This is a genomic window from Neisseria sp. P0008.S002, from assembly GCF_051962805.1.
Taxonomy (GTDB): domain Bacteria; phylum Pseudomonadota; class Gammaproteobacteria; order Burkholderiales; family Neisseriaceae; genus Neisseria; species Neisseria perflava.
Genome location: NZ_JBQCUY010000005.1, coordinates 93915 through 120465 on the forward strand (window position 1 = coordinate 93915; position 26551 = coordinate 120465).

General features: G+C 49.9%; 28 protein-coding genes. 9 read left to right on the plus strand and 19 right to left on the minus strand.

Annotated features, from left to right (window positions below):
* Position 1: 1 nt before the first annotated feature.
* Both ACTHSA_RS06945 and ACTHSA_RS06950 read right to left on the minus strand, forming a co-directional pair.
* Positions 2-949 carry a bile acid:sodium symporter family protein gene (locus ACTHSA_RS06945; protein WP_004519938.1) on the minus strand — a complete coding sequence of 316 codons (948 nt, stop codon included), beginning with the start codon at positions 947-949 and terminating at the stop codon, positions 2-4.
* Between the two features lie 150 nt (positions 950-1099).
* Complete coding sequence (locus ACTHSA_RS06950; protein WP_004519937.1) at positions 1100-1981, minus strand: NAD(P)H-hydrate dehydratase; 882 nt, start codon at positions 1979-1981, stop codon at positions 1100-1102.
* A gap of 53 nt (positions 1982-2034) precedes the next feature.
* Between ACTHSA_RS06950 and ACTHSA_RS06955 the strand changes: the two genes are divergently transcribed.
* A complete protein-coding gene (locus tag ACTHSA_RS06955; protein ID WP_004519936.1) occupies positions 2035-2691 on the plus strand; it encodes a cytochrome b/b6 domain-containing protein in 657 nt (218 codons plus the stop codon).
* Positions 2692-2781: 90 nt separating this feature from the next.
* Here ACTHSA_RS06955 and ACTHSA_RS06960 read toward each other — a convergent pair whose 3' ends face one another.
* From ACTHSA_RS06960 to ACTHSA_RS06995, 8 genes are all read right to left on the minus strand, one after another.
* Positions 2782-3870, minus strand: a complete 1089-nt coding sequence (locus tag ACTHSA_RS06960) for a methyltransferase (RefSeq protein WP_004519935.1) — start codon at positions 3868-3870, stop codon at positions 2782-2784.
* Positions 3871-3906: 36 nt separating this feature from the next.
* The gene (locus tag ACTHSA_RS06965) at positions 3907-5610 is read right to left on the minus strand and encodes an AMP-binding protein (RefSeq protein WP_070625637.1); all 1704 of its coding nucleotides are present in this window, start codon (positions 5608-5610) and stop codon (positions 3907-3909) included.
* A 15-nt stretch (positions 5611-5625) separates the two neighbouring features.
* Positions 5626-6381: a hypothetical protein gene (locus tag ACTHSA_RS06970; protein ID WP_070625635.1), complete on the minus strand. Its 756-nt coding sequence runs from the start codon at positions 6379-6381 to the stop codon at positions 5626-5628.
* A gap of 39 nt (positions 6382-6420) precedes the next feature.
* Positions 6421-6960, minus strand: a complete 540-nt coding sequence (locus tag ACTHSA_RS06975) for a membrane protein (protein ID WP_049344236.1) — start codon at positions 6958-6960, stop codon at positions 6421-6423.
* A 72-nt stretch (positions 6961-7032) separates the two neighbouring features.
* Positions 7033-7281: an acyl carrier protein gene (locus tag ACTHSA_RS06980; protein WP_049344238.1), complete on the minus strand. Its 249-nt coding sequence runs from the start codon at positions 7279-7281 to the stop codon at positions 7033-7035.
* 12 nt (positions 7282-7293) lie between these two features.
* Positions 7294-7554, minus strand: a complete 261-nt coding sequence (locus tag ACTHSA_RS06985; RefSeq protein ID WP_003680822.1) for a phosphopantetheine-binding protein — start codon at positions 7552-7554, stop codon at positions 7294-7296.
* A complete protein-coding gene (locus ACTHSA_RS06990; RefSeq protein WP_070695649.1) occupies positions 7551-8309 on the minus strand; it encodes a lysophospholipid acyltransferase family protein in 759 nt (252 codons plus the stop codon). The genes ACTHSA_RS06985 and ACTHSA_RS06990 overlap by 4 nt, the downstream gene beginning before the upstream one ends.
* The gene (locus ACTHSA_RS06995; protein WP_070695648.1) at positions 8306-9067 is read right to left on the minus strand and encodes a beta-ketoacyl synthase chain length factor; all 762 of its coding nucleotides are present in this window, start codon (positions 9065-9067) and stop codon (positions 8306-8308) included. Before ACTHSA_RS06995 ends, ACTHSA_RS06990 begins: the two co-directional genes overlap by 4 nt.
* Positions 9068-9177: 110 nt before the next feature.
* On the opposite strand from ACTHSA_RS06995, the gene ACTHSA_RS07000 reads away from it, so the two are divergent.
* The 3 genes from ACTHSA_RS07000 to ACTHSA_RS07010 all read left to right on the plus strand — a co-directional run bounded on the left by ACTHSA_RS07000 (position 9178) and on the right by ACTHSA_RS07010 (position 11689).
* Entirely contained in the window at positions 9178-9666 is a 489-nt protein-coding gene (locus ACTHSA_RS07000; protein WP_141754823.1) for an ApeP family dehydratase, read from the plus strand.
* Between the two features lie 65 nt (positions 9667-9731).
* Complete coding sequence (gene fabG, locus ACTHSA_RS07005) at positions 9732-10460, plus strand: 3-oxoacyl-ACP reductase FabG (RefSeq protein ID WP_070695646.1); 729 nt, start codon at positions 9732-9734, stop codon at positions 10458-10460.
* Positions 10454-11689, plus strand: a complete 1236-nt coding sequence (locus ACTHSA_RS07010; protein ID WP_070695645.1) for a beta-ketoacyl-ACP synthase — start codon at positions 10454-10456, stop codon at positions 11687-11689. The genes fabG and ACTHSA_RS07010 overlap by 7 nt, the downstream gene beginning before the upstream one ends.
* Before the next feature lie 94 nt (positions 11690-11783).
* Here the strand turns inward: ACTHSA_RS07010 and ACTHSA_RS07015 are convergent, their stop codons facing one another.
* The 7 genes from ACTHSA_RS07015 to rluD form a co-directional block, all read right to left on the minus strand.
* Positions 11784-12308 carry an RDD family protein gene (locus ACTHSA_RS07015; protein ID WP_070695644.1) on the minus strand — a complete coding sequence of 175 codons (525 nt, stop codon included), beginning with the start codon at positions 12306-12308 and terminating at the stop codon, positions 11784-11786.
* A gap of 91 nt (positions 12309-12399) precedes the next feature.
* Positions 12400-12819 (minus strand): hypothetical protein, encoded by a 420-nt coding sequence (locus ACTHSA_RS07020; RefSeq protein ID WP_070695643.1) that lies wholly within the window; start codon positions 12817-12819, stop codon positions 12400-12402.
* Positions 12820-12966: 147 nt separating this feature from the next.
* The gene (gene holA, locus ACTHSA_RS07025) at positions 12967-13968 is read right to left on the minus strand and encodes a DNA polymerase III subunit delta (RefSeq protein ID WP_070695642.1); all 1002 of its coding nucleotides are present in this window, start codon (positions 13966-13968) and stop codon (positions 12967-12969) included.
* A complete protein-coding gene (locus tag ACTHSA_RS07030; protein WP_440367509.1) occupies positions 13968-14447 on the minus strand; it encodes an LPS-assembly lipoprotein LptE in 480 nt (159 codons plus the stop codon). Before ACTHSA_RS07030 ends, holA begins: the two co-directional genes overlap by 1 nt.
* 120 nt (positions 14448-14567) lie before the next feature.
* On the minus strand, positions 14568-15338 hold the full coding sequence (gene pgeF, locus ACTHSA_RS07035; RefSeq protein WP_314511953.1) for a peptidoglycan editing factor PgeF: 771 nt from the start codon (positions 15336-15338) through the stop codon (positions 14568-14570).
* Positions 15335-15907, minus strand: a complete 573-nt coding sequence (locus ACTHSA_RS07040; protein ID WP_254322064.1) for a hypothetical protein — start codon at positions 15905-15907, stop codon at positions 15335-15337. Before ACTHSA_RS07040 ends, pgeF begins: the two co-directional genes overlap by 4 nt.
* 105 nt (positions 15908-16012) lie before the next feature.
* Positions 16013-17137 carry a 23S rRNA pseudouridine(1911/1915/1917) synthase RluD gene (rluD, locus tag ACTHSA_RS07045; RefSeq protein ID WP_070765018.1) on the minus strand — a complete coding sequence of 375 codons (1125 nt, stop codon included), beginning with the start codon at positions 17135-17137 and terminating at the stop codon, positions 16013-16015.
* On the opposite strand from rluD, the gene ACTHSA_RS07050 reads away from it, so the two are divergent.
* The 5 genes from ACTHSA_RS07050 to pflA all read left to right on the plus strand — a co-directional run bounded on the left by ACTHSA_RS07050 (position 17136) and on the right by pflA (position 24296).
* Entirely contained in the window at positions 17136-17939 is an 804-nt protein-coding gene (locus tag ACTHSA_RS07050) for an outer membrane protein assembly factor BamD (RefSeq protein WP_003680807.1), read from the plus strand. The two genes, rluD and ACTHSA_RS07050, sit on opposite strands and share 2 nt — an antisense overlap.
* A 322-nt stretch (positions 17940-18261) precedes the next feature.
* Positions 18262-19419 (plus strand): ATP phosphoribosyltransferase regulatory subunit, encoded by a 1158-nt coding sequence (locus ACTHSA_RS07055; protein WP_314511949.1) that lies wholly within the window; start codon positions 18262-18264, stop codon positions 19417-19419.
* A 43-nt stretch (positions 19420-19462) separates the two neighbouring features.
* Positions 19463-20761 (plus strand): adenylosuccinate synthase, encoded by a 1299-nt coding sequence (locus tag ACTHSA_RS07060; RefSeq protein WP_314511947.1) that lies wholly within the window; start codon positions 19463-19465, stop codon positions 20759-20761.
* A gap of 303 nt (positions 20762-21064) precedes the next feature.
* The gene (gene pflB / locus ACTHSA_RS07065; RefSeq protein ID WP_440366748.1) at positions 21065-23350 is read left to right on the plus strand and encodes a formate C-acetyltransferase; all 2286 of its coding nucleotides are present in this window, start codon (positions 21065-21067) and stop codon (positions 23348-23350) included.
* Between the two features lie 139 nt (positions 23351-23489).
* Positions 23490-24296 (plus strand): pyruvate formate lyase 1-activating protein, encoded by an 807-nt coding sequence (gene pflA, locus ACTHSA_RS07070; protein ID WP_049336825.1) that lies wholly within the window; start codon positions 23490-23492, stop codon positions 24294-24296.
* Between the two features lie 66 nt (positions 24297-24362).
* Here the strand turns inward: pflA and ACTHSA_RS07075 are convergent, their stop codons facing one another.
* Together ACTHSA_RS07075 and ACTHSA_RS07080 are read right to left on the minus strand one after the other, a co-directional pair.
* Positions 24363-26075: a proline--tRNA ligase gene (locus tag ACTHSA_RS07075; protein ID WP_039862211.1), complete on the minus strand. Its 1713-nt coding sequence runs from the start codon at positions 26073-26075 to the stop codon at positions 24363-24365.
* A gap of 301 nt (positions 26076-26376) precedes the next feature.
* Positions 26377-26547, minus strand: coding sequence for a hypothetical protein (locus ACTHSA_RS07080; protein ID WP_004519914.1), 171 nt, complete (start codon positions 26545-26547; stop codon positions 26377-26379).
* Positions 26548-26551: the final 4 nt, after the last annotated feature.

The following is a 26551-nucleotide window of genomic DNA, read 5'->3' on the forward strand; positions in this document are numbered from 1 at the left end:
TTTAGGATTCTTTATTTTTATCGGCTTTGGCTGCCCAATAAGTTGCCAGAAGCGAGCCGGAGATATTGTGCCACACGCTGAACAATGCGCTGGGAACGGCAACGACCGGCGCGGCGGCAAAGTGTGCGGCGGCAAGGGCGGCACCCAAGCCTGAGTTTTGCATACCGACTTCGATGGCCAGCGTTTTTTGTGCATCATAAGGCAGGCCGGTCCATTTGGCGGCAAAGAAGCCGAGCAGATAGCCGATGCCGTTGTGGAGTACGACAACCGCGAAAATCAGCAGGCCGCTTTCAATAATCTTGCCTTTGCTGGCGCCGACTACCGCGCCGATAATCAGTACGATGGCGGCAACGGAAACCAGCGGCAGCGCGTCGGTCAGTTTTTCAGTTTTGTTGCCCAAGGCTTTATGGACAATCAAGCCCAAAACGATGGGGAATAAAACCATTTTGACGATGGACATCAACATACTGCCCGCTTGGATTTCCAGCATTTCACCGGCAAGCATCAGGAAGATAGCGGGGGTCAGCAATGGAGAAATCAGAGTAGAAACCGATGTAACGGCAACCGACAAAGCCACATTGCCGCGCGCCAGATAAGTCATTACATTGGAAGCCGTGCCGCCCGGGCAGCAGCCGACCAAAATCACACCGACTGCGATTTCGGCAGGCAGGTTTAACAGCTTGGCCAGCAGATAGGCGGTTGCCGGCATGATGGCGAATTGTGCAATCACGCCGATGATGACGGCTTTGGGGCGTTTGAACAAAATATCGAAGTCGGAAGGTTTGAGCGTCAAGCCCATGCCGAACATAATGATGCCCAGAAGCCAAGGAATGTAAGGGCCGACCCATTTGAAGGTGTCGGGTGCGAAAAAAGCGATGCCGGCAAAGAGCGCCGCCCAAAGGGAAAATGTTTTTCCAATAAAGTTGCTGATTTTATTGAGGATACTCATGATAATATGTTGTGAAGTTGTTTTTAAGGGAAATCAAGGATACACGCCTTAACCTTAATTTGCAAAATGACTTAAAAATAAACCAGGCCGTCTGAAAATAGAGATTGATTTTCAGACGGCCTGCAATTTGTATTTATGATATAGATAGTATTACTCTTTTGATAAAATATTGCGCAGCCATCGGGCGGCAGGTGCGATTTCTCCGGCGAGCATACCGGTTTCGATTTGGCCGCTGTGTTTGATAACATCGGCTGCCGCTCCGTGCAGCCATACGCCGGCGCAGGCGGCTTGGAATGTCGGAATGCCTTGTGCCAGCAGGCTGCCGATAATGCCGCTCAAGACATCGCCGCTACCTGCGGTGGCCAAACCGGCATTGCCGCTGGTGTTGGTATAGACTATGCCGTCTGCCGTGGCCACCAATGTATGATGGCCTTTTAACACGACGGTTGCGGCATATTTACGGCTGATTTCGGTTACGGCTTTTTGCCTGTCGGCTTGAACTGATTGAGTATCGGTACCGAGTAGGCGGGCGGCTTCGGCCGGATGAGGTGTCAGGATGATATGTTTGTACGATTTGAGGCGTTCGGCCAATTCGGGAGAACGGGCCAGCAGTGTCAAGGCATCTGCATCGAGCAATAAAGGCCGGTCATGGTGTGTCGACAGGATTTGGAGCAGCAGCTGCTCTGATAATCCGTCCAAACCGAATCCGCAGCCGATTACCCGTGCGCTGACATCGTTGTGCTCCATCAGTTGGGCCGCAGTGGCGAGCATGATTTCAGGGCGTTCGGGAATGATGGCAAAAGGCAGCGTGGCTTGGTTGAAACCCGCCCAAACCTTGCCGCATCCTTGATATATGGCGGCTGTAGCTGCCAAAACTACCGCACCGCTCATTCCCGTTGCGCCGCCGATAATGGTAAGCGTGCCGTATGTGCCTTTGTGCGACTCTTGGGCACGAGGGCGGAATACGTCGGGAAATACTAAGGCCGTCTGAAAGGCCTGAAGCGATTCGGGAAGCGTGTAGATGGGCTGCATGGCGTAATCTTCCAAGATAAGAAATTTAATTTTAAATCAGAAAGTAAAAGGTAATGAAGCAAAAAATAAAAGTTTGGGACGCACCTACGCGCCTGTTCCATTGGCTCTTGGTGTTATTGATGGGATTCATGTGGTACAGCGCCACCCGAGGCGGCGATATGCTGGTATGGCACTTGCGCGGCGGCTTGTTGATGCTGGCTTTGGTGGTTTTCCGCTTGTGCTGGGGGATATGGGGCAGCGATACGGCAAGATTCAGCCGTTTTGTGCGTCCTTTTTCCGAAATCCGCCGCTATACGCAAGGTCAAATGTCTGAAGACGAATTGGTCGGCCACAATCCTTTGGGCGCGCTGATGGTCATCGCTTTATTGGCCGCCTTGGTTTTTCAGACGGCCACAGGCTTATTTGCCGCCGATGAAAATACGTTTACCAATTCCGGCTTTTTAAATCATTTGGTCAGCGAACACGCCGGTACGCTGGCGCGAAAAATCCATGTCAATTTCTTTAATGTTTTAGCTGTTTTGGCGGGTGTACATATCGCGGCTGTTTTGCTGTATCGCTTTGTGAAAAAACAGGATTTGATTACGCCGATGATGAGTGGCTTTAAAACTATTGATGCCCAACAGCCTAAATTGGCAGGAATGGGACAACTGCTTGCCGCTTTGTCGGTAGCGATTGTGTTAGTGTGTGCAATATGGATGTTGCGCGGCTGATGTTTTAAAACGGATACCAAAAACAAACCGACCCCGATAGCCGAAATGGCTGTTGGGGTCGGTCTCTTTTTAGGGTTTAAAAGATGATGTTCAGACGGCCTTAACGCAGCGCAAGATGCTGTGGCCGCGGCCGATGCCGTCTGAAATTTCCGCTACTTTCAATCCGGCTTTTTCAACGCAACGGATCAGGTCTTCAGAATGGAAGATTTTGCTGTTGCCGTTGGCCATGGCAGTGAAATACAGGCTGGTCATGGTCAGGCAGTAGGCAGCGGTTTCGTAGCGTTGTCTGTCCCAGAAAGGCTCCATGATGTAGAGGCTGGTGTTTTCGCTCATAGATGCAGCGGCGCGTTGAAGAATGCTGGTGGCTTGTTCTTCGGTGAAACAGTCTAGGAATTGGCTCATCCAGATCGCGTCAAAACCGGTTGGGAACGGAATCTCAGGATCAAGCAGGTTGGCCGGATGGGCGTGGATACGGTCCGCGCCGTTTTTGCCTTTAGTCGCCTCGCGCATCAAGCCGATTTGTTGCGGCAGATCCATGATGGTTACTTCGACTTTGGCATTGTGGTTGACGCATTGTTCCGCCCAGCGGCCGGTATTGCCGCCGACATCGAGCAGTTTTTTAACCGGTTTGGCGAACACGGTGTTCAGTGCTTCGGCGAAGGAGTTGTCGGAATAATAATGGTCGAATGCAAACCATTTTTCCTGCGCGACGCTTGGCAATGAAGACAAGCCTTCGTAAATGGTCGGCCAGTCGCCGAATACTTTCAGGCCTTCGGGCTTGCCGGTTTGCAGGGTTTTTTCCAAATCAAACATGCCTAGGTAGCAGATTTCCTGCGTGAAATCCATGTTGACGCGGGCCATTTTGTCTTTGAGGACAAACCAACCGGCCTTGCTGATGAAATAGCGGTTGTCGCGAGTCAAGACAGTGCCGATAGACAGCGAAGCTTCCAGCAGGACTTGTGCCGCGTAGTTGCTGATTTTCGCTTTTTCAGCAATTTCGGCTTGAGTGAGGCCGTCTGGATGGTCGTTCAGCAGGTCCAGAATGCCAAATTTCACCATCAGGCGGGAAACTTGGAACACAATCGGTGCAAAAGCGATTTCTTGAGCCAGACGTTGAGCCTCGCCTGCAGACTGGTGTTCGTGGGAATAGCGTTGTTCTAGGGCAGGGAAGAGTTGCATATTGTTGGTTTTCCACTAAAAAGTTAATAAGTATATTCAGACGGCCTCAAACACAATCCGTCCTGATGCACACGGATACTCTCCGTTGTTGATTTTAAAGCTCAGTTTGTTTTTACCTTCATCGTATTTTAGCTCTACCGACACTTTATCGTGAGGACGGATAAACTGCTGATATTTTAGATTTTCGATGCGGATGACGCGCTGTTTACTCCATGGCTGGGGCGCGATCAGGTTGCGCACCCATTGCAGCTCGACCACGCCTGGAACCAGCGGGAAGGTGGCAAAATGGCCGCCGAAATAAACCAAATCCAAAGGCACGCGCCCGATAAAAGTTTCGGTATTGGTTTCATCGTCAGATGATGTTTTCGACCAAACGGGCGAAGTTTGGGCAACGGTAAAGGCCGTCTGAAAATCCACCGCAGCGATTTTGGCTTGGGCATTGCGCGGCAGGCTGTCGGTAAAACGCCAGTAACGCGGCAGGGCAATGGTGTCCTGTGTGGAGGCAAGATGGCGTTTGAGCGTATCGGCAACCGCAGCACGGCCTTTCTCGCGTAAGGCGGCGATACCGTCTGCATTTAATGCCGCCCATATGGCAATGCGTTGGTGTTGCGGATGGCGGCCGCAGTGGGCGTCGGCAATCCAAGGGTGTTGTAAAAGTTCGTGTTCGATTTGAGTCAGCGACACGCGTTTGTCCTCGAATTTAATAATGCGGTCTTGACGACCGAGTAACAGGAAACCGTCATCTTGCGGCTCGATCAAATCGGCGGTTTGGCGGGGTTCGGGCGACCAAGGCGAAGAAGCCCATAGTGCGCCTTCTTCGTTTTGCCCGATTTCCACGCCTTCGAAAGGCTGCCATTCTTGGCGTTCGCAACGTGAGGCAATCACACCGGTTTCGGTACTGCCATAAACTTCAAACGGGCGGACGGCAGCCTGTTGCAGCAAATCCGCCGTGGCTGCGGGCAACGCACCGCCGGCCGAGACAATGCCTGTAATTTTATGGCCGATACTCTGCCAGTTGCGGTTTTTGCCCAAGCGGTTGAGCACGGCCGGACTGGCAATCCAAACCACTTTATCGTGTGCGGCCGTGCTGGAAAGCAGGTTTTCCGGATAAACCGCCTGCTGTCGCTCCATAGTCCAACCCATTATCAGTGCGAGTGCGAAGCGGAACGTGAAGCCGTAAAGATGTTGCGGAATCACGCTGCCGATCACGGTTTCACTGTGTTGTCCAAATGGCAGCGTATTTGCCAAAGTCAGAGCTTCTGCCTGCATTTGCGCGGCGGTTTTCACAATAATCTGCGCTTCGCCGCTGGAGCCCGATGTTTTCAGCCATGCTTCGGCATGGTCGGGAATCAGATAGTTTTCAGGATAGGTGCTCAGTCCTTCCGATTCTGTTTGAGTCAATACATCAGGCAAGTGCCAGACGTTCAGGCCGTCTGAAGACAGCTTTTTATCTGTTGAATCTGTTAAAAACGCCTCTGCCGTTTTCCCCCACTCCAAATTGTCTTGCGCCAAATTGGGCAGCAATAAAACCTTTCCGCCAGAATGCCACACTGCCAACACGGCACAGGCAAACAGCGCGGCATCGTCAAACCACAACGCGGCAGTTTGCACGCCTGCCTGTTTCAGACGGCCTGACAGATGAAAAACCGCACGGTTGAAATCAGCACGCGTCCAATTCGGATGGGCGGCGATAAGGTCGTGTTGGGGTAGGTCGGGGGATAGGATTCGGATTAGGTGCATGATGGTTCTAAGGTTTTATAATTTTGATGTATTTGCCTTGGTATCTTCTTTGAATTGGGCCAAGCATTCATCGTATTGTTTGTTTGTCGTTTGGCGTATCAATTCGTAATCATTTGCCTGCCACTCTTCCAATGAATGGCTTTCACTTCGTTTGAAACAATGGAGTAAGTGATCGGTTTTGCCGCTTTGTCCGTCTAAAAAAAGGCTGACTTCATTGTTCAGAAAGAATCGGTCTCGTTTATTGAATTTTTCATAAACCAAATAGAAACGACCCGGTTGGACAAATAGTTTTTTATTGGCACTATTGCCTTTAAATGACCATTTTGCCGCCCAATCGCGAACTTTTGGGGAGAATTGTTCAAAAACGGGATTCGCAAAATTCGGTTTAATAGGCTTCCCGCTTAAACTGTGTTTGTCCAGCAGGTCAGGACCTTCATATCCAATATGATTGCTGTTGCGGGCAAGAATAAGTAATGCAAAAGTTGCTGTAAATACGGCTGTTTGTGCAGCTCTTGCTTTTACCGTATTGGATTTCCGAATAATCATCAAATTCATGCTGCTGGTTGTAGTATCGTCAGAATAACGATTGTGTATTCGGTCAATGACGGTCAGGTTTCCCGAGCGCGTTTTGATGGTGTGGCTGGCAACTTCCGTATAATTTTTCTTGTATTCGGCTTCTGCCTTTTCTTCTGGGGATAAAGGCGTTTTAGATGTCGAAGAACATGCGGTAAATGTGAAGGAAATCAGGGTAAGTAGGATGATTTTTTTCATTATGGTTATTCGTCTAATTGATAAAATATTTTTAATGGATTAAACCTTCAAAACCAATTTCCGATAAAGCCACTCTCCGGCAAATAAGATTCCCATTAACACATAAGACACGATGCCCGTATAAGCCGCCCACCAGTCGTAATATTGCAAGCCAGCCAAAATGGCGGCGGTTGCGCCGTTGAAAATGAAGAAGGCGCACCAGATTTGCGTAACGCGCCGAGTGTGGCGCACGCCTTCGGGGGAAAGGTCGGGATGTTGCAGTCGGGCGAGACGTTCAATGACGGTTTGTTTGGCAAACAGGCTGCCGCCGAAAACGGCAAGCATCAGCGCGTTGACGGCAACGGGATACCAATACATCGAGTCAGGCCGTCTGAAAACCAGTACCGCCGCAAAAAAAGCAGCAAGGATAATCGCTGTAATGCGTTGGGCTGTGGTTTGCGGCATGGCGGCGCGTATCAGCCATAACACACACATAGCCGCTGCAAGCCAGAAAAATGAGCCGTTTTCCCTGCCGTAATACCATAGGAGCGGATACGCGAGACTGGCAAGGGTCAGTAGGAGTTTTCCTAGTATTTTCATGGTTGTGATTGATTTTCAGACGGCCTTGCGGATTGACAAGGCCGTCTGAAAATATGCTGATTCAAAGCGGAATCAGGAATCTTGTTGTACTTTTAAGACCGCTTGAACCACGTCTTCTACGGTGCGCACGTTGCGGAAGTCTTCGGCTTGCAGTTTGCGGCCGGTTTCGCGTTTGATGTGGTCGATAAGGTCGATGGCGTCGATGCTGTCGATTTCCAAATCTTCGTAGAGGTTGGTTTCGGGTTTGATGCGTTCCGGTTCGATTTCAAACAGGTTAACTAGTGCATCGGTCAGCAGGGCGCGTACTTCTTGTTCGGTCATCTTCTCTCTCCCTTATGCTTGGCGGCTCTTGACGAACTCGGCCAGTGTTTTGACGTTGGCGAAGTTTTCGCGCAGGTTGTCGTTTTCTCCGTCGAGCTGGAAGCCGAAGGTTTTTTGTACGGCCAAACCAAGTTCCAATGCATCAACCGAATCCAGACCCAGGCCGTCGTCGCCGAAAAGCGGATCTTCGCTGCCGATGTCGGCAACGGTAATATCTTCCAGACCTAAGCTGTCGATGATTAATTGTTTGATTTGGTTTTCTAAATTGCTCATGTGGTTTTCCTTGTAAAATAGTCTTGCAGGTATTCGTTTAAACGTCGTGCGGCGATGGGCAGGGGTTTTTCTGCCAGCCATTCTTCAGGCAGGATATCGTCGCCGACGGTAATTTCATAATGAATTTTTTGTGGCGGGATTTTGTACCACGGCTGCCCCTTTTTAAAATTGGGCGGCGTCATCTTGATGCACACGGGCGTGATGACTGATGCGCTGCGCAAACCGAGCGATACGGCGCCGCGGTGCATTTTAACCTGTCCGTCCCAACCTGTGCGCGTGCCTTCGGGGAAAATCAGCAGACTTTGCCCGCTTTTGAACACGGCATCGATTTCTTCCAGCATTTCCATGCTTTCATCGTTGGGGATGTAGCCGGAAGCGATAATCTGGCTTTTCATGCTGGGGTTGTGCAACAGGTCTTTTTTAACCAGTACGTTCGGCTCGGAATAATGGCTGATCAGCAAGACGACATCCAAAAGCGAGGGATGGTTGGCAAGAATGAGCTGACCGGGTTTGCCGAGTTTTTCCAAGCCGTTGAAACGGACGCTCAATACGCCCGACCATTGCAGGTAGCCGACGAAGAAACGCCAAACTTTGCCTATCATGCGTCTTGCTTCAAGTTGGCGTTTGATGTCGCCTTTGGTCGATTTTAGCGTATAGGGCAAAAGTGCGATTTTGAACAATACGCCTGCAACGCCGAAGAGGATGAAGCCGAAGAGTGTAGCAAAAAAGCGACGGAAATAGTCTAAAGTCTTCATGCGTTTTTCTGCCAGTGCCAGTTTCTACCGATATAGTGTTGAGTATGTTGTCGGCCGTCTGAAAGCAGGAAGCGTATCCACTCCAAGCTGCTCCAATAGGGCTCGACTGTTGTATCGTTAGGATTTTCAGACGGCCTTGCGGCTGTGGTTTCCAAGCTTAAGGTATAGTCTTCGCCTTTGGTAATGACCAGTGCCAATGCATAGGCAAACGGTGCACGTGTAGCCAAGACGGGATAGTCTTCGGATAACGGATCATCGGCGACAATTACTAAAACAGACGGTGCACCGTCTTGCAAAAGCGCGAATGCCTCGGTCAACGCGGTTTCAAAGGAGTCGGCGGCAACGGCCAACGCGGTATGTTCGCTCATGTCTTTGCGCAACATCGACCATTGCCCAATCGTTGCGTTGTGGACGGACAGGCCGAATGAGGTCGGGGATACGGTATGCGTGTTCAAAAGCTCTTGCCATAATTCAAAGCTGCGGTTGCTTTCGCCGTCGTGCGAAACGTAAACCGGTACGCTTTCGGGATATTGGTCAGCCAGATTCCATGCGGCATCACAAACCAAGCGTGCCGCTTTACCCAAGCGGCGGCGTTGCATAGGCGGCAAAAAGGAGAGCGCGGGTTTGCACTCCGGCAGGGAGGTGGTATCGAGTTTTCCCTGCGCCCAGTCCTGCCATTGCTCCGGCGTACTGATTTTGCTGGAGGAGGCCTGCCATGCGGCGATATTGAAGCTGAAACGGCAAACGTTTTGAGGCATGATGTCTTTCAATGTTTTACATTTTCATACATTGTAATGAAATGAGTTAGTAAAAGCTAGGCTCTGTTATAATGCATATTGTAACGTAATTTATTCCCGGATGACATTTTATGCCTTCAATACCGAGTGCCCCGATTTATGATGTGGCTTCGCTGCTTCCGCACAGCGGACATATGGTGCTTATCGACTGTGTGAAAGAATTTGGCGATGACTATACGGTTTGCCGTGCGCCGGTTGGCGATAAGCATATTTTGCTGCAGGACGGCGTGTTGCCGTCTATGGCTTATATGGAATTGATGGCGCAGGGCATAGGCGCGTTTGCAGGCATTGAGGCTTTAAAGGCCGGAGAGCCTGTCCGTTTGGGTTTTTTATTGGGAACGCGTAAGCTGGATTTGTTTGCCGATTCAGTGCCTGTCGGTATTGAGTTGGAAGTCAGGGCGCATGTGTCCATTCAGGATTTGGGCGGCATGGGCGTATTTGATTGCGAGTTGCGCTGGACGGATGCGCCGGAAGATGTGAAGCATCTGTTGCCGCCGGACGGTTTGCTGGCAAAAGCCTCTTTAAATGTGTACAGTCCGAAAGACGGTCAAATCATTTAAACCGTTTACAAGGCCGTCTGAAAAGACAAAGATTCAGACGGCCTGTCGATATAGTGAGAAAACGTATGAGTGAAACTATTTTAATTACAGGGTCTAATCGCGGTATCGGCAAAGCCGTCGCACTTGGTTTGGCGCAGGACGGCTTTGATATTGTCGTCCACTGCCGCAGCCGCCGCGATGAAGCGGAAGCTGTCGCGGAAGAAATCCGTGCATTGGGTAGAAATGCGCGCGTGTTGCAGTTTGACGTATCTGACCGTGAAGCCTGCCGTGAAATTTTGATTGCCGACATTGAGGTAAACGGCACATATTACGGCGTGGTGTTGAATGCCGGCCTGACGCGCGACAATGCGTTTCCTGCGTTTACTGATGATGATTGGGACTTGGTGCTGCGTACCAATTTGGACGGTTTTTATAATGTGTTGCACCCTTTGACCATGCCGATGATCCGCCGCCGCAAAGCAGGACGGATTGTGTGCATGGCATCGGTGTCCGGTTTGACGGGCAACCGCGGTCAGGTCAATTACAGCGCGTCCAAAGCGGGCCTAATCGGCGCAGCAAAAGCCTTGGCAGTTGAGTTGGCAAAACGCAAAATTACCGTCAACTGTGTGGCGCCGGGTCTTATCGATACCGATATTATCGATGAGAACGTGCCTGTCGAAGAAATCTTAAAGGCCATCCCTGCCGCGCGTATGGGATTGCCCGAGGAAGTGGCGCATGCGGTGCGCTTTTTGATGGATGAAAAAGCGGCGTACATTACGCGCCAAGTGATTGCTGTGAACGGAGGTTTGTGTTGAATACCAGAAGAGTCGTAGTAACAGGTATCGGCGGTATTACCGCCTTCGGCCGTGATTGGCAAAGTATTCAGACGGCCTTTAAAGCCGAAAAAAACGCGGTCAAATACATGGACTGGAGTGGACGCTTTCCTGAATTGGAAGCGCAACTGGGTGCGCCGATTGAAGGCTATTCTCCTCCCGAACACTGGACGCGCAAGCAGCTTAGAAGCATGGGTCGCGTATCGCATTTGTGTGTTGATGCAGCGGAACAAGCCTTGACGGATGCAGGCTTGCTGGGTGATGAAAGCATTACAGACGGCCGTATGGGCGTAGCGTGCGGTTCGTCTGTCGGCAGCACCAAGGACATCGGCGATATGGGCGAACTTTTGATAACAGGCACATCGCGAAATTTCAACGCCAATACTTATGTGCGTATGATGCCGCATACGACTGCCGCCAATATCGGTATTTTCTTCGGCTTGAAAGGCCGCATTATCCCGACCTCGAGCGCGTGTTCTTCGGGTAGCCAAGGCATTGGTTATGCTTACGAAGCGATTAAATACGGCCTGATTGATATGATGCTGGCCGGCGGCGGCGAAGAATTTTGTCCGTCTGAAGTTTATGTTTTCGATTCACTTTATGCCGCCAGCCGCCGCAACGGCGAACCTGAGCTGACGCCGCGCCCTTACGACAACGCTCGAGACGGCTTGGTCATCGGCGAAGGCGCAGGCATTTTCGTATTGGAAGAATTGGAACACGCCCGTGCGCGCGGTGCAAAAATCTATGCCGAGCTTGTCGGCTATGGTGCCAACAGCGACGGCAGCCACGTTACCCAGCCGCAAAAAGAAACCATGCAAAAATGTATGGAGCTTGCGCTGAAAGACGCCGGTATTACGCCTGATATAGTCGGCTATGTCAGCGGCCACGGTACGGCGACCGAAAAAGGCGATATTGCCGAAACATTGGCTACTGAGGCGGTGTTTGGTTTTGTGCCTATGAGTTCGCAAAAAAGCTATCTCGGCCATACACTCGGCGCGTGCGGCGCGTTGGAAGCCTGGTTTACCATCGAAATGATGAACAGCGGCTGGTTTGCGCCGACTGTTAATTTGGAAAACATCGATCCGCGTTGCGGCAAGGTGGATTACATCCAAACTGGCGGACGCGAGATTCAAACCAATTATGTGGTCAGCAATAACTTTGCTTTTGGCGGCGTCAATACTTCGCTGGTGTTCAAACGTTGGCAAGAATAATCATCGCTTGATGTTATGATTAAAGGCCGTCTGAAACGTATCTTGAGTTTCAGACGGCCTTTATTTCATTTAGAGCTTGAGCCGCTTTTGGATTTTATTCATTTGTTTTCTTCTGACTCAAATCCACCAGCCTTGTTCCGGCCAAGAAGTCGTAGAGGAACTGGCGGTCGGGATGGAACAGGGCGAAGCCCCATGGCAGGATGAGCCAAATGAGCGCGGCACCGAATGCGCCTTTAGGCGGGATATTGAGCAGATGGCGCAATCCGGCGTAGGCAAATAGAGGAATGAAAACAATAAAAATGCTAGCCCAAATAAAGCGCAGGCGCAGTTGTGGTAGGGGCGGTTGGGTATCGTTTTTATCGGCTAAACCGATCTTCCATGTCTGCATGGCGAGGGTTTGGCCTTTTTTGTCCCAGTTGGCGCGGAAGTAGAGCCACCATGCGTAGAACAGAATCAGACAGGTTGTCAGCATGGACAGGCGCGTGGAAATTGGATTGAGAAAGATGGCGACAATACCGGCTGCAAGGGCGGCAATGCTGGTCACGGCGCCGGTCAGTAGAAGTTCGTAAACCAGTGCGGCGAGGCGGCGTTTGAGTGGGGCGGTAGGAAGACGGGTCATAATGCGATGGAAACGGAAATGGGTTTGATGGAAATAAAAACAGGCCGTCTGAAACGGGATAGGATGTTCAGACGGCCTGTTACTGTCAGGATTAACGATGTGGACGTTTTTGACCGCGTGCCTGTTGGGCAGCCATTTGGTTCATTTCCTGACGGGTCGGACGTTTTTTGAAGATGGCGTGCGCTTCGTCAACGGAACATTTTTGTGACAGGCAAACCAAGGTAATTGCGTCTTTTTGATGTTGGCCGCCGCTGTGGTACATACGGCGCAGGTTGGCTTCGTTGATACGGCCTTTTTCCGGATCGATGTCGAATTTTTTCAGGCGCTCGAGGAATTGGCGTTGCTGACGGCGTGAAGTCCAAACGAAACCGCCTGCGGCAGCGGCTACGATGATGGCGGCCAACAGGATGGCGAGCGGCCATGAGTCGACGATCAGAACGATGATGAGGCTTAATACGGCAGTGGTCAGCAGGGCCAGACCGCCGATGCGAAGTTTGGTTTTATTATCCATATGGTTGGTGTTTCCTTGTTTTTTGCTGGAAGAGGCCGTCTGAAATGCGAGGTTCAGACGGCCTGAATTTGAGTTTACGCTATTTTACAGTATTTTCTGTTTTTGGGGCGTATTGCGTGCAAGTTTCTTGACGCGTGGAAACGGTTTTTAGGCGGCCAGCGAAGTAACGAGTTGTTTGAACTCGGTCCATGCATCGCCTTCTTCCGCGCCTTTGATGATGCGGTCGATTTTGGCGCAGGTTTTGAGCGCGTCGAGCAGGCGGTTGATGGAAATGCGTTTGGCCGCCATCGGTGCAAGGGTCTGCTTGTCGCCCCATAAACGCAGGCTGTTGCGCAGGCTTTGGATGTTTTGTCCCTGCTTGAGTGCGGCAGTCAGGCGGATTAGGGTGCGGATGTCTTCGGAAACCGCCCACAACAGCAAAACCGGCTCTTCGCCTTCTTCTTCCAAACCGTCCAGCAAACGGGAAACGCGCAGGGCATCGCCTTTCATCCATGCGCCCGCCAGTTGGAATACGTCGAAGCGGGCGACGGTGGCAACCGCGGCCTCTGCGTCGGCAATATTGATCAAATGGCCTTGAGGATGGAGCAGGGCGAGTTTTTCGATTTCCTGACGGGCGGCCAAAAGATTGCCTTCGACGCGCTCGGCAAAAAGGGCGAGTGCTTCAGGTTCGATATCCAAACCCTGCTGTTTCAGACGGCCCTGTATCCATTGCGGCAAAGCATGTGGCGCAACGGCTTTGGCTTCTAAGACGATGCCTTTGCCTGCCAATGCGGAAAACCATTTGGACTGTATTTGCGCTTTTTCAAGCTTGGGCAGGAGGATAAGCGTAACCGTATCTTCGGGCAGGCGTTCGGCGAAGGTTTGCAGGGCATCGCCTCCGTTTTTGCCGGGTTTGCCGTTGGGAATGTGGATTTCCAGTAGTTTCAAATCTGCAAACAAACCTGCGCTGCCGGCACTTTGCAACAGCTCGTTCCAGTCAAAATTGTTTTCGGCGGTATAGACTTCGCGGTTGAGATAACCTTGTTTTTTTGCGGCTGCGCGCAGCGTATCCAAAGCCTCGATGCGCAACAAATCCTCTTCGCCGTGAATAATGTACAACGGTTTGAGCGGCGTATCGGGGCGCAGGCTCTCAATGGGCGCGGCAGCCATTATTGCGCCTTCAGAAAAGTCAGGCGGCGGACGATTTGATCTGCGGCGTCAATGCGCATTTCAGACCAAATGGTTTCTTCCTCTTCCTGTTTACCCAAAACTTCGCTGTCGGCGTAGTCCATGGTGCGGTGAACCTTAATTTCCAGCGGTTCGCCAACCGGCTCGCCGTTGCGGAAGGCTTGGGCTTTGACGGTCATGGCCAGCAGGTATTCGTTGATTGCGGCGGCGCGGGTGATGGTGTAGATATCGCGGCGTTTTTGAAAGTCGATAACGCGCAGGGTGATTTGTGATTCGGCTTCGCTAACCAGATGCCCATCGGCACGGCGTAAGGCATTTTCCAGCGCTTTTTGCATGACGGCTCCGCCTTCTACATGCCAGTTTTGATAAGGCAGCGGCTGCGAAGTCACGCCTGTGCCTTTCAGGTGGAAACCGCAAGAGGCAAGCACTAGGGCGAGTGCAGGCAATAGGATTTTTTTCATTGGATATTCCTTCGTTGAAACCGGTTACGGTATCGTCGGATTATAACGAATAATGTTTAGGCCGTCTGAAACCGTAAACGGAAAGTCTTTCAGACGGCCTTGTCTTTGATGGCGCAAATCTTATTTTTCCAACCAAATCAGGCTGACCATGCGGCCGGTTTGTCCGTCGCGGCGGTAGGAGAAGAAAGTATCGCGTTCCAAGACAGTGCAATGGGTGCCGCCATAAATCATGTTCACGCCCTCGCGGTGCAGAACCATGCGCGCCAAAGCGTAAATGTCGGCAAGGTATTTACCGCCGCCGATGTCTTTAAACGCATCGGCAGCTTCCGGCATGGGTGTGCAAAACGCATCAAATACATCTTGCCCCACCTCAAACGCATCAGGGCCGATGGCAGGGGCGAGATAGGCCATGATTTCCAACGGCTCGACATTCATTGCCGCAATAGTGTTTTGCAAAACGCCACCGGCCAAACCGCGCCAACCTGCATGAGCCGCCGCAACGACTGTCCCTGCTTTGTCGCAAAACAAGACAGGCAGGCAATCGGCAGTCATCGAAGCGCAAGCGACTGTTCCCGTTGTATCCACCGAGGCATCGGCGTCGGGTGTATTCCCTAACGCTTCGGCGGCATTTACAACAATGGTGCTGTGGATTTGATTGAAGTAGGCAATGGGCAGGCCGACTTGTTCCTGTACGATTTCTCGGTTGCGGAGCACGGCTTCCAGATTGTCGCCGACGTGTGAGCCGACATTCAGGCTGCGATATACGCCTTCGCTGACACCGCCGTTGCGCGTGGTAATAAGCGTTTTAACATTGGCAGGGGCAGGCCAGTCGGCAGTCAAAAAATTCTTGCCTTGCGGGGCGAGGTTTAGGGTTTCTGTGATGGTTTTCATGGGGTGGTTGGGCTTTTAGGGAGATTTAAATACCCTGTTAGAGATATTAAAGTGTAATAAATATACATAAGTAATTTTTGATGGGGTGTGGAACATTCATCCCAATTCAGTTTAGATGACATTTTCCCTGTTTCAGAGTACGTTGCAATGCCAACTTGCTCTAATGGAACATTGAAAATCTGAAGAGGTTCAATATCTGATTTGACGGTATTCTGAATGCTTTCGAATTTTCCTTGGTCTATTTGTTGTCCAACTCGGTGGGCGAGGCGGTTTCTAATTGTATTTACATTTGTAAAAATTTTATATCCCCAATCTGGTAGCCCTAAAGACTTAGCCATTTTTAGTTTATGATCGAAACTGATTGTGATTTTCTGTTCTTCCTTATCTTTTTTCTCTTGAAACCAAAACATTTTTTCTTGGTTGCAAATGCTACATATATAGAGTTCCAAAAACTGCTCGCAGATTAAATGGATTCTGAGAACTGCACCGATTTCATCATTTGTTTTCAACCCATCTTCTATTGTTCCCAAATTTTCTATCATTAATTTGGAAAATAACAAATTAAACATTTCTATATTCATATTATTTGACTATGTAATTATTAGAATTTTTTAAAATATTTTGTTTGAAAATTTATTTACTCTTTACACAAAAGGCCGTCTGAAAATATGGGTTTAATCCCTTACATAAACGACTTCAACATCGTAGTCGTCTTCATTCCAATCGTCGTCATCGTCCATGCCGAATTTTTCTTGCCATTCTTCCTCGTTGCTCAGGGACGAATCCAAACCGGCCTCCAGACGCAGGACGGAGAGCAGGTGGTACATATCGTCAGGCATAGGCGCTTCAAAGGAAACGGTTTCGCCGGTTTTCGGGTGTACAAAGCTCAAGCGGTAGGCGTGCAGGGCTTGGCGTGCGCCGAGGGCTTTGATGGCTTCTTTAACTGCGTCGCTGCATGGATGGCGCAGGTTGCCGTAAACAGGGTCGGCGGCCAGCGGATGGTTGGCTTCGCGCATATGAACGCGGATTTGGTGCGTGCGGCCGGTTTCGAGCGAGCATTCGATGTAGCTGTGCGTCAGATAACGTTCCAACACTTTGACGTGGGTAATGGCAGGTTTGCCGCCGAATTTGACGACTGCCATTTTCAGGCGGTTGTGCGGATCGCGGCCGATTTGGGTTTCGATTTTGCCGTCAAAAGGAACGATGCCGTTGGCGACTGCGCGGTAAATGCGTTTGACTGTGCGCTCTTGCAGCTGTTGAACCAGTGAGTTTTGCGCCGGCAGGGTCTTGGCGATTACCATCAGGCCGCTGGTTTCTTTGTCCAAACGGTGTACGATGCCCGCACGCGGCACTTGGCTTAATTCGGGACAGTGCGCCAACAGGCCATTGAGCAGGGTGCCGCTCCAGTTGCCTGCGGCAGGATGAACGACCAATCCGGCCGGTTTGTTGATGACGATAACGGTATCGTCTTCATAAATAATGTCCAAATCCATAGGCTCGGGCGTGAACGCGAGGTTTTCTTCGCTCGGACGTACCGTAACGGCAATCAATTCACCGCCTATCATTTTATCTTTGGGTTGCGCGGGCTTATCGTTTACAATGACTGCACCCTCTTTAATCCACGAACTCAGGCGGCTGCGCGAGTAGTCGGGCATGAGTTTGGCCAATACGGCATCCAGCCTTCCGCCCGCCATTTCGAGCGGAACGGTCAAATTAACACAACTTTCTGTTTCAGGGGATGACGGAAAGTCTAAATCATCGCTATAATCGGCTTCGTTATCAAAGGAAGTATTCTGCATGAAAAAAATTCTTTTAGTAGTTTCTTTAGGTTTGGCACTGAGTGCCTGCGCAAATAAAGGCACAATCGATAAAGACGCCCAAATTACTCAAGATTGGAGTGTGGAAAAGCTTTATGCCGAAGCGCAAGACGAGTTGAACAGCAACAATTATACGCGAGCTGTCAAGTTATACGAAATTTTAGAATCCCGTTTTCCAAACGGCCGCTATGCCCAGCAGTCCCAGTTGGATACGGCGTATGCCTATTATAAAGACGATGAGCCAGAAAAAGCCTTGGCTGCCATTGCGCGCTTCCAACGCCATCATCCGCAACATCCGAATATGGACTACGCGCTGTACTTGAAAGGTTTGGTGCTTTTTAACGAAGACCAGTCTTTCTTGAACAAGCTGGCTTCTCAAGACTGGTCCGACCGCGACCCGAAAGCCAACCGCGATGCTTATCAGGCATTTGCCGAGCTGGTGCAACGTTACCCAAACAGCAAATACGCTGCCGATGCAACCGAGCGTATGGCCAAGCTGGTGGACGCTTTGGGTGGTAACGAGATATCTGTGGCACGTTATTACATGAAACGCGGTGCTTATGTCGCAGCGGCCAACCGTGCGCAAAAAATCGTCAGCCGTTACCAAAATACCCGTTACGTCGAAGAAGCTTTGGCGATGATGGAATTGGCGTACAAAAAACTGGACAAGCCGCAACTGGCTGCTGATACACGCCGTGTTTTGGAAACCAACTTCCCGCAAAGCCCGTTCTTGCAACACGAATGGCGATCTGACGATATGCCTTGGTGGCGTTACTGGCGCTAAGCGTCGGGTTGTTCAGGCATGAATAAGGCCGTCTGAAAATGATGCAGCTATGCATTTGGTTTTCAGACGGCCTTTGTTTTTAATGTTTTTTTACGTTCTCTGTAAACAGGGTGCAAAATTCGTTTTAATATGGTAAAGTCTGATTTTAATAACTCGACGGTTTGAAGCCGTTACTCAGGGGCTGTTTAAATTTAAAATCAGTTTTGTTGAAGCTGCATCGGATTTGCTGTTGATGCATTCAGGAAAATTTCAGTCGTCAGGCTGATTTGGTTTTAAATTTAATCAGCCCTTTATGTTTACAAAAAAACAGAGGTAGATTCTCATGAAGTCTTGGCAGCTTCCTGAACACGTTGCCGACGTGTTACCGACCAATGCCCGACAACTGGAAAGCGCCCGTGAGCGGCTGTTGGCTTTGTTTCGCGTGCATGGTTATGAATTGGTGCAACCGCCATTGATGGAATACAGCCATTCCTTATTGACGCATATCGATGCCGGTTTGTCTTTGAAAACCATTTTGGTCGTTGATCAGCTCAGCGGCCGTCAGCTCGGTATCCGTGCGGATATTACGCCGCAGGTGGCGCGTATTGATGCCCACTTGCTTTCTGCCAATCAAGGCATCAACCGTTTATGCTATGCTGGTTCGGTGCTTCATGCGCGGCCTGACGGATTGCTCAATATGCGCGAACCTTTGCAGGCGGGTGCGGAAATGTACGGCTTGGAAGGCATTGAAGCGGATATCGAATTGATTGATTTGATGCTGAAAAGCATGAAGATTGCCGACATGGGCGAAGTTTTGCTTTCATTAGGCCATATCGGCGTATTCCGTGCTTTGGCAAATGCCGCGCATTTGGGTGAGCAACAATCGGCAACCCTGCTGTCATCGATGCAGGACAAGGATGCTGAGGCTGTCAGCCAGTTGGTCAAAGAGTGGAAACTTGATGGCATGTGGGCAAAAGCGTTTTCACTGTTGCCCCGACTGTACGGCGGTCGTGAAGTGCTGACTGTGGCTAGAGAGAAATTACCGGAATTGTCCGCAGTCAGTGCGGCTTTGGATGAATTGCAGGCAGTATGCGATGCGTTCCCAAATCAAAAAGTGCATATCGATTTGTCGGAACTGCGCGTTGACAATTACCACACCGGCTTGCTTTACGCGGCTTATGGTTCAAATCTTCATGATGCCGTGGCACGCGGCGGCCGTTATGACGGATTGGGCGGATACTTCGGACGTGCGCGTCCTGCGGCCGGATTCAGTTTTGATTTGCGCAGCTTCATCGGCCGCCTTCCTGCTATCGGACGGGAATCCGTGGTGGCTGTCGATGTAAAGGACATGCCTGTGGCTCAAGAAGCGGTAGATGCTTTGCGCGAACAAGGACAATGTGTCGTTATCGATTACGGTATCGGCTATAACGGTTCGGAAGAGGTTACAGGCCGTCTGAAACAGGTAGACGGCGTTTGGAAAGTAATCGCTTTGAACGATTGAGTTTTATTTTGAAATTTTGTATCTGAAATAAGGTTAGATGGCTATGGCTAAAAATGTTGTCGTAATCGGTGCCCAATGGGGTGATGAAGGCAAAGGTAAGATTGTTGACTGGCTGGCGGAAGAAACCAGCGGTGTAGTACGTTTCCAAGGCGGCCACAATGCCGGCCATACTTTGGTAGTCGGTGGCAAAAAAACCATTTTGCGTCTGATTCCAAGCGGCATTTTGCATGAGACTTTGGAATGCTTCATCGGTTCAGGCGTTGTCGTTTCTCCTGAAGCATTGTTGGGTGAAATCGATGAATTGAACGCTGCCGGTGTGAAAAACGTCGAAGGCCGTCTGAAAATTGCGCCAACCTGCCCATTGATTCTGCCTTACCACATTGCGCTTGACCAAGCACGCGAAGCTTCCCGCGGTAAAAGCAAAATTGGTACAACCGGTCGCGGCATCGGCCCAGCCTATGAAGATAAAGTTGCCCGCCGCGCGATTCGCGTGGTGGACTTGTTGCACCCTGAAAAACTGGTTGAAAAACTGGAAGCTGTTTTGGCTTATTACAATGTTCAGTTGCAACACCTGCACAATGCCGAGCCGGTAAAAGTTGAAGATGTGATGGCGGTCATTGAAAAAGTTGCACCGCGCATTACGCCGATGATTACCGATGTTTCCCGTGTTTTGAACGAGAAAAACTGCAAAGGCGAAAGCCTGTTGTTTGAAGGTGCACAAGGTACGTTGCTGGACATCGACTACGGTACTTATCCGTTTGTAACTTCCTCCAACTGCTTGGCAGGTGCCGCTTCTGCCGGTGCAGGCGTAGGTCCGCAAATGCTGGATTACGTTTTGGGTATCGTTAAAGCCTATACCACCCGCGTGGGTTCCGGCCCATTCCCGACTGAATTGTTTGACGAAGTGGGCGCAGGCTTGGCTGAACGCGGCCATGAATTCGGCTCCGTAACCGGTCGTGCGCGTCGTTGTGGCTGGTTTGACGCGGCTGCTCTGAAACGCTCTATTCAAGTTAACGGCATTTCCGGCATGTGCATTACCAAGCTGGATGTGATGGACGGTATTGAAAACATCAATATCTGTGTAGGTTATGAATTGCCTGATGGCAGCAAAACCGATATTCTGCCTTGCGGCTCCGATGCGGTAGAAACCTGCAAACCGATTTATGAAACCATGCCGGGTTGGAGCGAGTCCACTTTTGGTGTGAAAGAGTACGACAAACTGCCTGAAAACGCTAAAGCTTATCTGAAACGGATTGAAGAAGTTTGCGGTGCGCCTGTGGCCATTGTTTCAACCGGTCCTGAGCGCGAAGAAACCATTGTTTTGCATCATCCGTTTGCTTAATTGATTAAGTGAATAAAAGGCCGTCTGAATTTTTCAGACGGCCTTTTATATGAAATGCAATAAAAATTCAGCCCTGAAGGATGTCTGTCTTCAGGGCTGAATTTTGTATTTTACGCTGTTTTTAAGTACGAATGTTTGGAAAGTGAGATGTAGTGCCAAGTAACAATTATTCTCATTGACGTAAATCAAGAAAAACCAAATCTGTAATTTTATTTCATAAAAACCCCTGTAAATAAATGGGTATTGATGTTATCCTTTCAGAAAATTTACAGTCTATATTTTCAATAAAATTAGGAGCTTGATATGTCAAATGCTGTTCAGCAACGTCCTGCCGCTTGGGAAGGTTTTGTCGGTGGCAACTGGGAAACCAACGTAGATGTCCGCGATTTTATTCAAAAAAACTACACGCCATATGAAGGCGATGCCTCTTTCTTGGCACCAGCAACTGAAGCCACAACCAAGCTGTGGGCGGAAGTGATGGAAGGCATCAAGGTTGAAAACCGTACGCACGAGCCGTATAAAATCGACGCGCAAATCGTCTCCGGTATTACCAGCCATGCTCCAGGCTATATCGACAAAGATTTGGAAACCATCGTTGGCCTGCAAACAGACGAGCCTTTGAAACGCTCTATCATGCCGTTTGGCGGTTTGAAAATGGTGCAAGACGCGTGCAAAGTGTACAACGTTGAATTGAATCCCGAAGTCAGCGAAATTTTCACCAAATACCGCAAGACCCACAACCAAGGCGTGTTTGACGTTTATACGCCCGACATCCGCCGTTGCCGTAAATCAGGCGTGATTACCGGCCTGCCGGATGCTTATGGCCGTGGCCGTATTATCGGTGACTACCGTCGTGTGGCATTGTACGGTATCGACTTCTTGATGAAAGACAAACTCAACCAGTTCAACTCACTGCAAGCCGATTTGGAAAACGGTGTGGACTTGGAAGAAGTGATCCGCCGCCGCGAAGAAATCAATGAGCAATATAAAGCATTGAACCAAATGAAAGAAATGGCGGCTTCTTACGGCTACGATATTTCCGGCCCTGCAAAAAATGCACAAGAAGCGATCCAATGGACTTATTTCGCCTACCTCGCTGCCGTTAAATCTCAAAACGGCGCAGCGATGTCCTTCGGCCGTGTATCTTCATTCTTGGATATTTACATCGAACGCGACCTGAAAAACGGTGTGATTACCGAAACCCAAGCGCAAGAATTCATTGACCACTTGGTGATGAAACTGCGTATGGTCCGTTTCCTGCGTACGCCCGAATACGACCAACTCTTCTCCGGCGACCCGATTTGGGCAACCGAATCCATCGGCGGTATGGGCTTGGACGGCCGTACCTTGGTAACCCGCACCAACTTCCGCGTGCTGCATACTCTGTACAACATGGGCCCGTCTCCTGAGCCAAACATCACTGTATTGTGGTCAGAACAACTGCCGCAAGGCTTTAAAGAATTCTGCGCCAAAGTATCCATCGATACTTCGTCCATCCAATACGAAAACGACGATTTGATGCGCCCTGACTTCAATAGCGACGACTACGCCATTGCCTGCTGCGTCAGCCCGATGGTGGTCGGCAAACAAATGCAGTTCTTCGGCGCACGCGCCAACTTGGCTAAAACTCTGCTGTACGCAATCAATGGCGGCGTGGACGAGAAATCTAAAGAGCAAGTTGGTCCGAAAACCGAGCCGATTATGGACGAAGTTTTGGACTACGACACTGTCTTTGAGCGCATGGACAAATTCATGGATTGGTTGGCAACCCAATACGTTACCGCGCTGAACATTATTCACTACATGCACGACAAATACAGCTACGAAGCTGCATTGATGGCATTGCATGACCGTGATGTGAAACGTACGATGGCATGCGGTATCGCCGGTTTGTCTGTGGCTGCCGACTCATTGTCCGCCATTAAGTACGCCAAAGTGAAACCGATTCGTGACGAAAATGGCATTGCCGTTGACTTCGAAATCGAAGGCGAATACCCACAATTTGGTAACAACGACGACCGCGTTGACGATATTGCTTGCGATTTGGTTGAACGCTTCATGAAAAAAGTGGCAACCCACAAAACTTACCGCAACGCCACTCCGACTCAGTCCGTACTGACCATTACTTCCAACGTTGTTTACGGTAAGAAAACCGGTAATACTCCAGACGGCCGCCGTGCAGGCGCTCCGTTTGGTCCGGGTGCAAACCCAATGCACGGTCGTGACGTCAACGGTGCAGTCGCTTCATTGACTTCCGTAGCCAAACTGCCATTTGAGTTTGCCAAAGACGGTATTTCCTATACCTTCTCCATTATTCCTGGCGCGTTGGGTAAAGACGAGTATTCTCGCGAACGCAACCTTGCCGGTTTGATGGACGGTTATTTCCACCATGAAGACGGTATTTTGGAAGGCGGCCAACACTTGAACGTCAACGTATTGAATCGCGAGACTTTGGAAGATGCGATGCACAATCCAGAGAAATATCCGCAGTTGACCATTCGTGTGTCCGGTTATGCGGTTCGCTTCAACTCGCTGACCCGCGAACAACAGCTTGACGTGATTACCCGTACATTCACAGAAACCATGTAATCCGGGTGGAGAAACAAACCGGAAGCTAAATTTGCATTTGGTTTGTTTTGAAACAAAGCTCCGAGGCCGTCTGAAATGTTCAGACGGCCTTTATTATCGTACAATCCATATAAGCAAAAACATTTTTGAGCCGAACACTATGTCCACGACTTTTGCCATTACCCCCGAGCCGGCACTGAAAGACCTTGGCCACCGTCACTATAACGGTAAAGGCATTATTCATTCGATTGAATCTTGCGGTGCTGTCGATGGTCCGGGTTTGCGCTACGTGCTCTTTTTGCAAGGCTGCCTGATGCGTTGCCTGTATTGCCATAATCGTGACACATGGGATCTTCATACTGAGCAGGCGCAGGAATTGGATGTGGCAACTGTGATGAAGCAGGTCATGACCTATCGTCATTATTTGCGTGCGACAGGCGGAGGCGTAACGGCAACCGGCGGCGAGCCGTTATTGCAATATGAGTTTGTATGCGATTGGTTTACGGCCTGTCGGGAACACGATATCCATACCTGTCTAGACAGCAATGGCTATGCTTTGCACTATGATTCGATTTTGGATGATTTGCTCGATCATACCAATTTGGTCATGCTCGACTTAAAACAAATCGATCCTGAAATTCATAAAGTGCTTGTCGGTATTCCAAATACCAAAACGCTGAAATTCGCGCGCTATCTTGCTGAACGCAATCAGCCGACGCGTGTGCGTTATGTGGTTGTTCCCGGTTATACCGATGATGAGCGGTCAGCGCATTTATTGGGCGAGTTTATCGGTGATATGGATAATGTCGAAATGGTCGAGCTCTTGCCGTATCACGAATTGGGCGCACACAAATGGGCTTTGTGCGGCGACGAATACAAATTAAAAGGCGTACATCCGCCGCCCAAAGAAACCATTCTGAAAATCAAAGAAATATTAGAGAGCTACGGAAAAAACATTATTTATTAAAACAGAAAAAGGCCGTCTGAAACGAAATAATCAGTTTCAGACGGCCTTTTCATTATTGAAAAAAATTTAAGCGTTCAATGCGGCCAAAACCTTGGCGACAACTTCTGATACTGCAACGGCTTGAGCCTGATTGTTACGGCGCTCGGCATATTCGACATTGCCTTCTTTCAATGCGCGATCGCCGATCACGATGCGGTGAGGAATACCCAACAGCTCGGAGTCATTCAGCAATACGCCTGCACGTTCGTCGCGGTCATCCAACAAAACATCCGCACCAGCAGCCAAAAGCTCGGCGTAGATTTTGTCGGCGGCTTCGCGCACGGCGTCTGATTTTTTGTAGTTCATCGGCACGATAACGACTTCAAACGGCGCCATTGCTTTGGTCCAAACAATGCCTTTTTCGTCGTTGTTTTGTTCGATGGCGGCGGCCACAACGCGGGTAATACCGATACCGTAGCAGCCCATTTCCATGATTTGGGATTTGCCGTTATTGTCCAAGAAGCTGACATTCATGGCTTGGGTATATTTGTCGCGCAATTGGAAAACGTGGCCGACTTCAATACCGCGCGCCAGTTTCAGACGGCCTTGTTCGTCAGGGCTAATGTCGCCTTCGATGACATTGCGTAAATCGACAAATTCAGGCTCGGCAGCATCTCGGCCGAAGTTGAAGCCGGTATAGTGGTAGTCGTCTTCGTTTGCGCCGATAACCCAGTCTGCGCCTTTTTCGGTGGCGAAATCGGCATAGACTTTGCCTTTGAAGTTGACAGGGCCGAGAGAGCCGCCGTTGGCGCCGAACTGTTCAATAATCGCGGCAGGGCTTGCCATGGTCAGTGGCGATTTCACGCCGGCCAGTTTTTCCGCCTTGATGTCGTTAAACTCATGGTCGCCACGCAACAGCAGCAGGACGAGTTCGCCTTCGTTTTCGCCTTCAACCACGATGGATTTGAGGGTTTGTTCAACCGGAATATTGAGGAATTCAACCAAAGACTCAATGGTTTTGACATTTGGTGTATGTACTTTGGTCAACTCGGCCTGAGCAGCGGCGCGTTCGCCTTTGAGCGGCAAGGTGGGTGCCAATTCGATATTGGCGGCGTAATCGGAAGTATCGCTGTATGCGATAACGTCTTCGCCGCTTTCAGCCAATACTTGGAATTCGTGAGAGCCGGTACCACCGATGCTGCCGGTGTCTGCGGCTACGGGGCGGAATTCCAAGCCCAGACGGGTAAAGATACGGCAGTAAGCGTCGTACATATCCTGATAGGTCGTCTGAAGCGAGGCATAGTCGGCATGGAAGGAATAAGCGTCTTTCATGACGAACTCGCGCGCGCGCATCACACCGAAGCGCGGACGCACTTCATCGCGGAATTTGGTTTGGATGTGATAAAAGTTTTTCGGCAGTTGTTTGTAGCTGTTGACTTCTTTGCGCACGATGTCGGCAATCACTTCTTCACAAGTCGGACCCATACAGAAATCACGGTCATGACGGTCTTTCAGGCGCAGCAGTTCTTTACCGTAAAACTCCCAGCGGCCGGATTCCTGCCACAGCTCGGCAGGTTGTACCACCGGCATCAGCAGCTCCACGCTACCTGCGCGGGCCATTTCTTCACGCACGATATTTTCAACTTTGCGCAATACGCGCAGACCCATCGGCATCCAAGTATAAAGACCGGATGCGTTGGCTTTGATCAAGCCGGCACGAATCATCAGCTTGTGGCTGGCAAGTGCGGCTTCGGCAGGGGCTTCTTTAAGGGTAGAAATGAAGAACTGGGAGGCTTTCATGGCGTATTTTTCTTTCTTAAAAATAAGTGCGTATTGTAACGCAAAATGTATGGCCGCGTGTCTTTTGAATGGCATCTGATGAAATCGGCCGTTGTTTTACGCAGCTTTTGATTCGGGGTGATTTTTAGGGATGTCAACCCTAATTTATGCACAAAGCCGCATAACCTTGTTTTACCTATAAATTTTCACTGTATGATTATAGTAAAATCTTATAAATATAACCACTTGATTTTATTATATTTTATTTGATTAAATTTTAGTCAATTTAAGACTTGGTTTGTTCCTAAAGAAAATTTTACGATTACCCAAAGCTTATCAACAGATTTATCCACAGAGATTGTGTATAGATTTTAAATGCTGTCGGCGTAATGATTTCGCATGATTGGCAAGCCTTGTTTAAAGCAGATTGGGTTGCCTTAAAAAGATGGGGCAACAACACGATGAGCAGGTTTTGCGCTAACATTCTGCTCATTGTT

Excerpts from the sequence above, each read along its gene's own strand:
- ACTHSA_RS06955 (WP_004519936.1), top strand. The coding sequence starts at position 2,035 with ATGAAGCAAAAAATAAAAGTTTGGGACGCACCTACGCGCCTGTTCCAT.
- ACTHSA_RS07000 (WP_141754823.1), top strand. The coding sequence starts at position 9,178 with ATGCCTTCAATACCGAGTGCCCCGATTTATGATGTGGCTTCGCTGCTT.
- ACTHSA_RS07060 (WP_314511947.1), top strand. The coding sequence starts at position 19,463 with ATGGCTAAAAATGTTGTCGTAATCGGTGCCCAATGGGGTGATGAAGGC.
- rluD (WP_070765018.1), bottom strand. The coding sequence starts at position 17,137 with ATGCAGAATACTTCCTTTGATAACGAAGCCGATTATAGCGATGATTTA.
- ACTHSA_RS06950 (WP_004519937.1), bottom strand. The coding sequence starts at position 1,981 with ATGCAGCCCATCTACACGCTTCCCGAATCGCTTCAGGCCTTTCAGACG.
- ACTHSA_RS06960 (WP_004519935.1), bottom strand. The coding sequence starts at position 3,870 with ATGCAACTCTTCCCTGCCCTAGAACAACGCTATTCCCACGAACACCAG.
- ACTHSA_RS06975 (WP_049344236.1), bottom strand. The coding sequence starts at position 6,960 with ATGAAAATACTAGGAAAACTCCTACTGACCCTTGCCAGTCTCGCGTAT.
- fabG (WP_070695646.1), top strand. The coding sequence starts at position 9,732 with ATGAGTGAAACTATTTTAATTACAGGGTCTAATCGCGGTATCGGCAAA.
- ACTHSA_RS06945 (WP_004519938.1), bottom strand. The coding sequence starts at position 949 with ATGAGTATCCTCAATAAAATCAGCAACTTTATTGGAAAAACATTTTCC.
- holA (WP_070695642.1), bottom strand. The coding sequence starts at position 13,968 with ATGGCTGCCGCGCCCATTGAGAGCCTGCGCCCCGATACGCCGCTCAAA.
- ACTHSA_RS07015 (WP_070695644.1), bottom strand. The coding sequence starts at position 12,308 with ATGACCCGTCTTCCTACCGCCCCACTCAAACGCCGCCTCGCCGCACTG.
- ACTHSA_RS07080 (WP_004519914.1), bottom strand. The coding sequence starts at position 26,547 with ATGAGCAGAATGTTAGCGCAAAACCTGCTCATCGTGTTGTTGCCCCAT.
- ACTHSA_RS07050 (WP_003680807.1), top strand. The coding sequence starts at position 17,136 with ATGAAAAAAATTCTTTTAGTAGTTTCTTTAGGTTTGGCACTGAGTGCC.
- pflA (WP_049336825.1), top strand. The coding sequence starts at position 23,490 with ATGTCCACGACTTTTGCCATTACCCCCGAGCCGGCACTGAAAGACCTT.
- ACTHSA_RS07075 (WP_039862211.1), bottom strand. The coding sequence starts at position 26,075 with ATGAAAGCCTCCCAGTTCTTCATTTCTACCCTTAAAGAAGCCCCTGCC.
- ACTHSA_RS06965 (WP_070625637.1), bottom strand. The coding sequence starts at position 5,610 with ATGCACCTAATCCGAATCCTATCCCCCGACCTACCCCAACACGACCTT.
- ACTHSA_RS06980 (WP_049344238.1), bottom strand. The coding sequence starts at position 7,281 with ATGACCGAACAAGAAGTACGCGCCCTGCTGACCGATGCACTAGTTAAC.
- pflB (WP_440366748.1), top strand. The coding sequence starts at position 21,065 with ATGTCAAATGCTGTTCAGCAACGTCCTGCCGCTTGGGAAGGTTTTGTC.
- pgeF (WP_314511953.1), bottom strand. The coding sequence starts at position 15,338 with ATGAAAACCATCACAGAAACCCTAAACCTCGCCCCGCAAGGCAAGAAT.
- ACTHSA_RS06970 (WP_070625635.1), bottom strand. The coding sequence starts at position 6,381 with ATGAAAAAAATCATCCTACTTACCCTGATTTCCTTCACATTTACCGCA.
- ACTHSA_RS07040 (WP_254322064.1), bottom strand. The coding sequence starts at position 15,907 with ATGTTTAATTTGTTATTTTCCAAATTAATGATAGAAAATTTGGGAACA.
- ACTHSA_RS07055 (WP_314511949.1), top strand. The coding sequence starts at position 18,262 with ATGAAGTCTTGGCAGCTTCCTGAACACGTTGCCGACGTGTTACCGACC.
- ACTHSA_RS07020 (WP_070695643.1), bottom strand. The coding sequence starts at position 12,819 with ATGGATAATAAAACCAAACTTCGCATCGGCGGTCTGGCCCTGCTGACC.
- ACTHSA_RS07030 (WP_440367509.1), bottom strand. The coding sequence starts at position 14,447 with ATGAAAAAAATCCTATTGCCTGCACTCGCCCTAGTGCTTGCCTCTTGC.
- ACTHSA_RS06985 (WP_003680822.1), bottom strand. The coding sequence starts at position 7,554 with ATGAGCAATTTAGAAAACCAAATCAAACAATTAATCATCGACAGCTTA.
- ACTHSA_RS06995 (WP_070695648.1), bottom strand. The coding sequence starts at position 9,067 with ATGCCTCAAAACGTTTGCCGTTTCAGCTTCAATATCGCCGCATGGCAG.
- ACTHSA_RS06990 (WP_070695649.1), bottom strand. The coding sequence starts at position 8,309 with ATGAAGACTTTAGACTATTTCCGTCGCTTTTTTGCTACACTCTTCGGC.